The organism is Siccirubricoccus soli (genome assembly GCF_024178315.1).
Lineage (GTDB): Bacteria > Pseudomonadota > Alphaproteobacteria > Acetobacterales > Acetobacteraceae > Siccirubricoccus > Siccirubricoccus soli.
The window spans coordinates 1-7612 of record NZ_JAMZIK010000255.1; the positions used below are offsets into that span (position 1 = coordinate 1).

The window sequence follows — 7612 nt, forward strand, 5'->3', positions numbered from 1 at the left end:
CGCGGCCGACCCGCCCGCGCCGCCGCGGCCGGTGCCGCGCGCCGCCACCGCGCGGCAGCGCCTCGGCCTCGCGCTTGGCGTCGCCATCTTCCTGCTCGGCGCGATCTGGCTGTTCTCCGCCATATTGACGCCCTTCGTCCTGGCCGCGGTCATCGCCTATTTCCTCGACCCGCCAGCCAGCGGGCTGGTGCGGCTGGGGGTGGGGCGGGGGATTTCCGCCCTGGCGATGATCCTCGCCCTGGTCGGGGTGGCGCTGCTCTGCGTGCTGCTGCTCTATCCGGTGCTGATCGCCCAGGTCTCCATCCTGCTGCAGCGGCTGCCGAGCTACGTGCTCGGCGCCGGCGCCGCGGTGCGGGAGGCGCTGGTGGCGCTGGCCATGCGGCTGGGGCCGGATGTGGTGGATGCCAGGCTGCAGGATCTGGCGGTGGGGCAGGCGGGGGCGATCATCTCCTGGCTCGGCACCTCCCTCGCCCGGCTGCTGGGCGGGGGCGTCGCCATCTTCAACGTCTTCACCCTGGTGACGGTGACGCCGGTGGTGGCCTTCTACCTGCTCAGGGACTGGCCGCGCATCGTGCTGCGGCTGGATGCCTGGCTGCCGCGCCGCTCCGCCGCCACGCTGCGGCAGATGGCGCGGGACACCGACCGGCTGCTCTCCGCCTGGCTGCGCGGGCAGCTGCTCTGCTGCGCGCTGCTGGCGGTCTACTACGCCACGGCGCTGTCGCTCATCGGGCTGGAGCTCGGCCTGACGGTCGGGCTGATGTCCGGCATCCTCTCCTTCATCCCCTATATCGGCTCCATCACCGGGCTGGTGACGGCGCTGGCCCTGGCGCTGGCGCAATACGGCACCTGGAACGGGGTGCTGGTGGTGCTGGCGATCTTCGTGACCGGGCAGGTGGTGGAGGGCTACATCATCTATCCCCGCCTGCTGGGGGACCGGGTGGAGCTGCACGCGGTGTGGGTGATCTTCGCGCTCTTCGCCGGCGGCGTTGCCTTCGGCTTCCTCGGCGTGCTGCTGGCGGTGCCGCTGGCGGCGGTGGTGGGGGTGATCGCGCGATACTGGCTGCGGCGGTACCTGGAGAGTCCGCTCTATCTGGATCCGCCAAGGACGGGGTGAGGGGCCGCGGATCCCCATGGGCGGGCCGGGACGGGCCCCCGGCCCGGTTTGGGTTTGCCGAGCGGACCGCCGGGCCCGAAACTCACGGCCCCTTCCTGCCGTCGAGGCCGATGACCGCCACCGCCCGTCAGCTCGCCCTGCCGCTCCGCCTGCCGCCCCCTTCCCCCGGGGCGCTGCTGGAGGATTCGAGCAATGCCGAGGCCCTGGCCTGGCTCGCCCGCCCCGGCGCCTGGCCGCTGCACCGCCTCGCCCTCCATGGCCCCGCCGCCACCGGCAAGTCCCACATGCTGGCGGAATTCGCCGCCCGCCACGCCTGGCCCGCCCTGGACGGCCCCGCCCTGCGCGGCCTGCCGGAGGTGCCGGAAGGCCCCGGCCTCGCCGTGGATGATGCCGATTGCGCCGCCGACGAGGCCGCGCTGTTCCACCTGCTGAACATCTGTGCCGAGCGCCGCCAGGCGGTGCTGCTGGCCGGCCGCGCGCCGCCCGCCCGCTGGCCGGTGGCGCTGCCGGACCTCGCCAGCCGGCTGCGGGCCATCACCGCGGTCGGGGTGCAGCCGCCCTCGGATGCCTTGCTCGCGGCCCTGCTGCGCAAGCATTTCGCGGCGCGGCAGCTCCGCGTCGATCCCGGCGTGCAGGAATGGCTGCTGCTGCGCCTGCCGCGGGAAGCGGCGGCGATGGCCGAAGCGGCGGCACGGCTCGACAAGGCGGCGCTGGCCGCCGGCGGCGCCGTCACCCGGCCGCTGGCCCGCGCCGCGCTCGGCGACTGGCTCGGCCTCGATCCAGCGCCCACGGATGACGTTTCGATGGCGATGGAGGAGGCGGCCTCGCCGCCAACCCCCCGGCTGCTATAGGGTTCCCCCGGCTGTTATAGGGTTCGGATGATGACGCCTCTCGACCTCCATCCCGCCGCCGTCGAGACCGCCGACTCCGCCCCGCCCGGAGCGCCGGAGCGCTTCATCAATCGCGAGCTTTCCTGGCTCGACTTCAACATGCGGGTGCTGGAGGAGGCGGCGAATCCCGCCCACCCGCTGCTGGAGCGGCTGCGCTTCGTCGCGATCTCCGCCTCCAACCTCGACGAATTCTACTCCGTCCGCGTCGCCGGGCTGATCGGCCAGGACCGCGCTGGCATCGCCAGCCCGGCGCCGGACGGCCGCACCCCGGCACAGCAGCTCACCGCCATCCATGACCGCGCCGAGGCGCTGATCGAGGCGCAGCAGGAGGAATGGCAGACCCTCTCCGGCCTGCTGCGGGAGGCCGGGCTCGCGGTCTGCGCGCCGGAGGAACTGACCGAGGCCGACCACGCTTGGCTCGCCGCCTGGTTCGATGAGCGGGTCTTCCCGGTGCTGACGCCGCTCGCCGTGGACCCGGCGCATCCCTTCCCCTTCATCCAGAACCTCGCGCTCTGCATGGCGCTGAAGCTGGTGCGGGAGGAGGATGGCGGCACCATGCGCGCGCTGCTGCCGCTGCCGCCGCAGATCGAGCGCTTCATCCGCCTGCCGGTGCAGGAGGGGCAGCCCGGCATCCGCTTCGTGGTGCTGGAGGACCTCATCACCCTCAGCCTGCGCCGCCTCTTCCCCGGCTTCATCCCGGCGGAGCAGGGGCTGTTCCGGCTGATCCGCGACACCGATGTGGAATTCGAGGAGGAGGCGGAGGACCTCGTCCGCAGCTACGAGACGGCGCTCAAGCGCCGCCGCCGCGGCCGCGCGATAAGGCTGAGCGTGACCAGCGCGACGCCGCCCGACATGGTGGATTTCGTCGCCGAGGAGCTGAGCGCCGACCGCAGCAACATCTTCGTGGTGGACGGGCTGCTGGGGATGGACGCGCTGACCCAGCTCATCGTCGATGACCGGCCGGACCTGCTCTTCACCCCCTACACGCCGCGCTTCCCGGAGCGCATCCTGGATTACGGCGGCGACTGCTTCGCGGCGATCCGGGCGAAGGACATCGTCGTCCACCACCCCTATGAATCCTTCGACGTCGTGGTGCAGTTCCTGCGCCAGGCGGCGCGCGATCCCAATGTGGTCGCGATCAAGCAGACCCTCTACCGCACCAGCCGCGAAAGCCCGATCGCCCGCGCCCTGATCGAGGCGGCCGAGGCGGGGAAGAGCGTCACCGGCGTCATCGAGATCAAGGCCCGCTTCGACGAGGAGCGGAACATCGCCCTGTCGCGGGAGCTGGAGGCGGCCGGCGTGCAGGTGGTGTTCGGCTTCGTCGAGCTGAAGACCCATGCCAAGGTCAGCCTGGTGGTGCGGCGGGAAGGCGGGGCGCTGCGCTCCTACGCGCATTTCGGCACGGGCAACTACCACCCGATCACCGCGCGCATCTACACCGACCTCTCCTTCTTCACCGCCGACCCGGCGCTGACCGCCGATGCGGCGCGGCTGTTCAACTACATGACCGGCTATGCGCGGCCGGCGGAGATGACGAGCCTCGCCTTCTCCCCGCTGACGATCCGGCCGACGCTGCTCGGGCTGATCGAGCAGGAGATCGGCTTCGCGCGGGAGGGCAAGCCGGCCGGCATCTGGCTGAAGATGAACAGCCTGGTGGACACCCAGCTCATCGACGCGCTCTACCGCGCCAGCCAGGCGGGGGTGCGGATCGAATGCGTGGTGCGCGGCATCTGTTGCCTGCGGCCGGGCGTTGTGGGGCTTTCCGACAACATCCGGGTGAAATCCATCGTCGGCCGCTTCCTGGAACATTCCCGCATCTACGTCTTCGGCAACGGCCACCGCCTGCCCAGCCGGCGGGCGCGGGTCTATATCTCCTCCGCCGACTGGATGGCGCGGAACATGGACTGGCGGGTGGAGACGATGGTGCCGGTGGAGAACCCGACCGTGCATGCGCAGATCCTTGACCAGATCATGGTGGTGAACCTGAAGGACACGGCGCAGAGCTGGCAGCTGCAGCCGGATGGCACCTGGCAGCGGCTGCAGCCCGGGCTGCAGCCGGTCTCCGCCCATGCCTATTTCATGACCAACCCCTCCCTCTCCGGCCGCGGCAGCGCGCTGCACCGCGCGGCGCGCGCCAGCGGCGCCCCCCGGCGGGCAAGGCCCGACCGCATCGCGCAGGATTGACCGCTTGCCGCTTCCCTATCGTCCCGAGTCCCCGCCCCCCCGCTGCGGCGTCGTCGATCTCGGTTCCAACTCCGTCCGCCTCGTCGTCTTCGAGGGGCGCGGGCGGAACCCGCAGGCCATCTTCAACGAGAAGGCAGTCCTCGGCCTCGGCCGCGGGCTGCAGAACACGGGGCGGCTGAACGAGGAGGCCATCGGCCCGGCGCTGACCGTGCTCGGCCGCTACCACGCGGTGGCCCGGGCGATGCAGGCGGCGCCGCTCGAGGTGGTGGCGACGGCGGCGGTGCGGGATGCCAGCAACGGCGCCGAATTCGTCGCGGCGCTGGAGCGGCGCATGCCCGGCGTGCCGATCCGCATCCTGACCGGGGAGGAGGAGGGACGGCTCTCCGCCGCCGGCGTGCTGCTGGGCTTCCCCCGCGCGGACGGCATCCTCGGCGATCTCGGCGGCGGCAGCCTGGAGCTGGTGCGGCTGGATGCGGGGCAGGTGCGTCAGGCGGCGTCCCTGCCGATCGGCGCCATCCGCCTGGCGGAGCGCGCGGGCGGCGACACGGCGCGGGCGCGGGCGATCGCCGAGCAGGAACTCGCGCAGCAGCCCTGGCTGGCGGAGGGCGGCGGGCGCGACCTCTACCTCGTCGGCGGCGCCTGGCGGGCGCTGGCCCGGATGCATATCGCCCAGACCGGCTACCCGCTGGCCATCGTCCACCACTACGTGCTGCGGCGGGAGGAGGCGCGAGACCTTGCCGGCGTCGTCATGGCGGCGTCGCGGCGGGTGCTGGAACGCATGGCGGGGGCGCCGCTGAAGCGGGTGGGGGATCTGCCCTTCGCCGCCGTCGCGCTGCGCCGGCTGCTGCGCGCCACGGGGGCGGCGCGGGTGGTGTTCTCGGCGAACGGGCTGCGGGAAGGCTGGTATGCCAGGCTGCTGCCGCCCGAGGTGCGGGAGGCCGACCCGCTGCTGACCGCGGCGCGGGAGCTGGCTCAGGGCTGGGGGCGCGACGAGGGGCTGCCGCCTGCCCTGCTCGCCTGGACCGACCCGCTCTTCCCCGAGCCGGACGGGCCGGCCCGGGCGCTGCGCGAGGCGGCCTGCTGGATTTCCGACATCGGCAGCCACGACCACCCGGAATACCGGGCGGAGCAGGCTTTCCTCCGCATCCTGCGCCAGCATGGGGCAGGACTCGACCACCATGCCCGCGCCTTCCTCGCCCTGGTGGCGGCGCTGCGCTACGAGGCGGAGCCGGGCAGCCCCTTCCTGGCCCCGACGCGGGTGCTGCTGGACGTGGCGACGATCCGCCGGGCGGAGGCGCTGGGGGCGGCGCTGCGCCTGGCCTACACCCTCTGCGGCGGCACGCCCGCGTTGCTGGCCGGCACCGCGCTGGAGCGCCGCGGCAGCCGGTTGGTGCTGCGGCTGCAGGAGGGCAGCGGCGTCTTCGCCGGCGAATCCGTGCTGCGCCGGGTGGAGGCGCTGGGGGCGGCGCTGGGGCTGGAGGCGGTGGTGGAGGTGGCGGGGTGAACAACAGGCCATGAGGGGCAACGCCGGATCGGCGGCGTCGCCTGGGCGGATATCCTGCTCGGGAAAGCGACCTGTCCGGAGCAGCGTGATCTGCATCACGGAATGTGCGACAACTGACATTGCGAGATCCCCGAGGGCGTCGGCCTTGATGACCGGCCCGGGGAGGCAAGCATGTCCACCACGACCTTCGACAAAGCGGCGCTGCCAGCCGAGGAAGGGGCTGCCGGCAGGATGGCCCCTGCCAAGCCGGGCGGCGAGGGCAAGGGCTGGGACCGGATCCGCCGGTTGTGGCGGGGCGCCGAGGCAACGCCAAGGCCTGAGCGAAGGCCCCTGAATCCCCTGGAATACGTCCGGGAGCTGCAGGCCGATCTGGCGGTGCTGACCCGGCACACCGCTCGCCGCTCCGATCGCGGCTTCCTTGCCGAGGGGGAGGCCACCTCGGCGACCATGCCCGCGGCCCCCTGCCTTCCACCTTGCAATGCGCAGCTGGCGGAACTGCTGCTCGAGAAACCTGAGGAATTGGTGACTGACGCCGGCCGCGTGGCGCGCCTGGTGCAGCAGATCGACCTGCTGTCCAGTCAGGTACGGCCCGCGAATGTCAGCACCATTCGCCTGACCTGCGCCTATGTCGGCACCAATGAATGCGGTGACCTACCGGACGAAATCCACCAGGAGGCCCGACGGCTGAAACGGTGGATGGGAGTGATCGCGCTGATCGGCACGGTCGCCCTGTTCTTCGCCGTCTGCCTGCTGGTGCATACCGGCAATGGCCGCAACATGCTGAAGGAGCTGGCGGCGCAGAAGGCCGCGCAGGGAGTGGCCTGGGGCCAGGTGGAGGCAGCGCAGCGCAGCGGGCCGGGCGGCTCCCAGCCCGGCGCCGGCGTCAGCGACCCTTGCTCATCCGGGGCAGCCCTCCCGCCCGGGCCCTTGGCCAGCGCCTGCGCCACATGGCTGGAAACGGACCAGAAGCTGAAGGTCACCCATGAACGGCTGCGCCAATGGAATGAGAGCACGCAGCGCCTCGGCAGGTGGTGGATCTTCCGCTGGGTTGCCCCCCGCAAGCCGAGCAACCCGCCGCAGGGCTGGCCGGTCTCGGACGTGCGTGTAGGGGCTGGCCTCTATGCCCTTTCCGGCTTCGTCCTGCCCATGCTGCTCGGGCTGGTTGGCGCCTGTGCCTATGTCTATCAGCGGATCAACCAGAAGATCGAGGAATGGACGCTGGAGGCGCGGGACAAGTGGCAGTCCGGCCTCAGGGTGCTGCTGGGCCTGACGCTGGGCGGGCTGGTCGGCGCCCTGTTCACCTCGGGCGAGTCGGTGCAGATGCAGGGCGGGGTCACGCTCTCCCTGGCCGCGATCGCCTTCTTCGTGGGCTATGCGGTGCAGGTGGTCTTCACCCTGTTCGACGCGATCATCCGACCGGTCGCCGACCGATTGAAAGGCCTGTTCGGCGCGTCTCGCGGGACGGTGTGACACTTGGCCCGGAACGTCCCGAAGTTCCGGGCCAGGCATCTCCCGCGGTTGGTGTGGCGGGGCCGGCCGCGCCCTGTCGGCCGATCCTGCTCACCCCGCCCGTGGCCCCTGCACCAGCACGCCGCACCAGCCCGGGCCGCGATAGGTCTCGTAGCCAGAGGGCGGTGGAAGGCGATGGTCCGCCCGCCCCGCCGCATCCCGGATGGCGCGGACCTTGCCGGCGGCGATGGCGGCGGCCTGGTCGGCTAGGGCATGCTGCGTTCGCTTGCGCTCACGCCGCACGCTCTAGGGTCTGTTGAGGTTTAGCGGGAGTGGATGACGGCGGCGGCGAGGTGGATCATGGCTGAGAAGCTGTGGTCGGTCTTGTCGCTGCGCATGGCGATGCGCTTGAACTCCTTGAGCTTGCAGAAGAAGTTCTCGATCAGGTGCCGCCACATGTAGACCGCGGCG

6 protein-coding genes and 1 pseudogene are annotated in these 7612 nt (G+C 71.9%); 5 read left to right on the plus strand and 2 right to left on the minus strand.

All coding sequences use genetic code 11. The features are described 5' to 3' along the window. The 5 genes from NJ376_RS27815 to NJ376_RS27835 all read left to right on the plus strand — a co-directional run. Positions 1–1114 (plus strand): AI-2E family transporter (locus NJ376_RS27815; RefSeq protein ID WP_370288749.1); only part of this gene is annotated, 1114 nt, incomplete at its 5' end. A 110-nt stretch (positions 1115–1224) separates the two neighbouring features. After that, a complete protein-coding gene (locus tag NJ376_RS27820; RefSeq protein ID WP_252956611.1) occupies positions 1225–1965 on the plus strand; it encodes an HdaA/DnaA family protein in 741 nt (246 codons plus the stop codon). Between the two features lie 30 nt (positions 1966–1995). Further along, positions 1996–4188 carry an RNA degradosome polyphosphate kinase gene (locus tag NJ376_RS27825; RefSeq protein WP_252956612.1) on the plus strand — a complete coding sequence of 731 codons (2193 nt, stop codon included), beginning with the start codon at positions 1996–1998 and terminating at the stop codon, positions 4186–4188. Positions 4189–4192: 4 nt separating this feature from the next. After that, positions 4193–5692, plus strand: coding sequence for a Ppx/GppA family phosphatase (locus NJ376_RS27830; protein WP_252956613.1), 1500 nt, complete (start codon positions 4193–4195; stop codon positions 5690–5692). Positions 5693–5863: 171 nt separating this feature from the next. Next, positions 5864–7162 (plus strand): hypothetical protein, encoded by a 1299-nt coding sequence (locus tag NJ376_RS27835; protein ID WP_252956614.1) that lies wholly within the window; start codon positions 5864–5866, stop codon positions 7160–7162. Between the two features lie 90 nt (positions 7163–7252). Here NJ376_RS27835 and NJ376_RS27840 read toward each other — a convergent pair whose 3' ends face one another. Then, on the minus strand, positions 7253–7444 hold the full coding sequence (locus NJ376_RS27840) for a hypothetical protein (RefSeq protein ID WP_252956615.1): 192 nt from the start codon (positions 7442–7444) through the stop codon (positions 7253–7255). A gap of 20 nt (positions 7445–7464) precedes the next feature. Continuing rightward, positions 7465–7612, minus strand: a pseudogene (locus tag NJ376_RS27845) (IS5/IS1182 family transposase); the annotation flags it as partial.

What these genes read in the sequence shown, in the direction of transcription:
- NJ376_RS27820 (WP_252956611.1), top strand. Translation starts at nt 1,225, where the DNA reads ATGACCGCCACCGCCCGTCAGCTCGCCCTGCCGCTCCGCCTGCCGCCC.
- NJ376_RS27835 (WP_252956614.1), top strand. Translation starts at nt 5,864, where the DNA reads ATGTCCACCACGACCTTCGACAAAGCGGCGCTGCCAGCCGAGGAAGGG.
- NJ376_RS27825 (WP_252956612.1), top strand. Translation starts at nt 1,996, where the DNA reads ATGACGCCTCTCGACCTCCATCCCGCCGCCGTCGAGACCGCCGACTCC.